The 1,722-nt window shown below is 65.0% G+C and carries 1 protein-coding gene; it reads right to left on the bottom strand.

Annotated features, from left to right (window positions below):
* Nucleotides 1-448: 448 nt before the first annotated feature.
* Nucleotides 449-1,722 (bottom strand): replication-associated recombination protein A (locus tag HUK82_RS16370; RefSeq protein WP_176614933.1); only part of this gene is annotated, 1,274 nt, incomplete at its 5' end.

Below are 1,722 nucleotides of genomic sequence, written 5' to 3'. Positions count from 1 at the left end.
GGTGGGACGGCGTATGCTGCGGCGGCGTGTCGGCGCGGGCGGGGAAAGCGGCCGACCACCCCAGGGCCGTGCCAGCCAGAAGCGGCAGTGCGCGCAGGCACAGGCGCCGGCCGTTTTGTCGGCGCGCCGAGAGACGGGGGGGCATGCCTATTGGAGCCATAAACATGTGCCTTGTCTTGAAGGGTGTCGGCGGGCGACGCGCCCGTTGTCATAAAACCTTAAGAAAGACACATGCGGACGCTCAAGTGGATGAGTCGTGTTCGCGGCTTAGTAGGGCGCGATATCAGGCGATTTCGCGCTATATGTTGCCAATTAACAACATAATATGTCTAAATTGCAGTGCAATAGGACGCAGTTTGCGCTGGTTATTCGTGTTTATTTCAGTATCGCACACATACTGAGGGCATCCCGCCAGTAGAGTGCACTGCCCAGCGACACGGGCAGGTGCTCACCCCTCCGGCCGCCGCCCCTTTGCCGCCCGCAGACGGTTCCAGTGCTCCAGCCGTTCACCGATCCGCTGTTCGTAGCCATTGCCGGTGGGGGTATAGAAGCGGGTGCGCGGCATCTCGTCGGGGAAATAGTTCTGCCCCGAAAAGGAGTCCTCGGCATCATGGTCATAGGCATAGCCTTGGCCGTAGCCGATCTCTTTCATCAGCTTGGTCGGCGCGTTCAGGATATGTGCGGGCGGCATGAGGCTGCCGGTCTGCCGCGCCGCACGACGGGCCGCGCCGTAAGCCTTGTAAACCGCATTGGACTTGGGTGCCGTGCCGAGATGCACGACCAGTTGCGCCAAGGCCAGCTCCCCCTCGGGAGAGCCCAGCCGCTCATACGTCTCCCATGCCGCAATGGCCAGGCGCAGCGCCGTCGGATCGGCCATGCCGACGTCTTCGGCGGCGAACCGCGTCAAACGCCGCGCGAGGTAGCGCGGGTCCTCGCCACCTTCGAGCATCCGCGCAAACCAGTAGAGTGCCGCGTCGGGGTCCGAGCCCCGGAGCGATTTGTGCAGAGCCGAGATCAGATTGTAATGCTCTTCCCGATCGCGGTCGTACAGCACCGCGCGGCGGGACATGACACCGGCAAGCCCCTGCGGGTCGAGCGGCACCTGCTCCGGCAGACTATAGAGTTGCTCCACCATATTCAGAAGGTAACGCCCGTCGCCGTCGGCCATCGCCCGCAGGCTGGCGCGCGCTTCGGCGGTCAGCGGCAACGACCGCTCCAGCGTCGCCTCGGCGCGCGCCAGCAACTGCTCCATCGCCGCATCGTCCAGACGCCGCAAAACAAGCACCTGACACCGCGACAAAAGGGCACCGTTCAGGGCGAAGGAGGGATTCTCGGTCGTCGCGCCCACCAGAACGACGGTGCCGTTCTCGACCACCGGCAGGAAACCATCCTGCTGCGCGCGATTGAACCGGTGGATTTCATCCACGAACAGCAGCGTGCCCTGCCCGGTGGCGTCCTGGCGTCGCGCCGCCTCCTCGAACACACGCTTAAGCTCGGCCACGCCGGAAAATACCGCGGAGATCTGCTGGAATGCCAGGGTGGATTCGTCGGCCAGCAGCCGAGCGATGGTCGTCTTGCCCACCCCGGGGCCACCCCACAGGATCAGACTGCCCAGTGCGCCCGTCGCAAGCATGCGCTGCAGCGCGCCCGACGGCCCGAGCAAGTGGTCCTGCCCCACCACGTCCGCCAGCCGGGCCGGTCGCAGCCGATCGGCCAGCGGTT

It is taken from the genome of Ameyamaea chiangmaiensis (genome assembly GCF_013376175.1).
GTDB classification, from domain to species: Bacteria; Pseudomonadota; Alphaproteobacteria; order Acetobacterales; family Acetobacteraceae; genus Ameyamaea; species Ameyamaea chiangmaiensis.
This window is presented reverse-complemented; position numbering and strand designations above follow the sequence as displayed.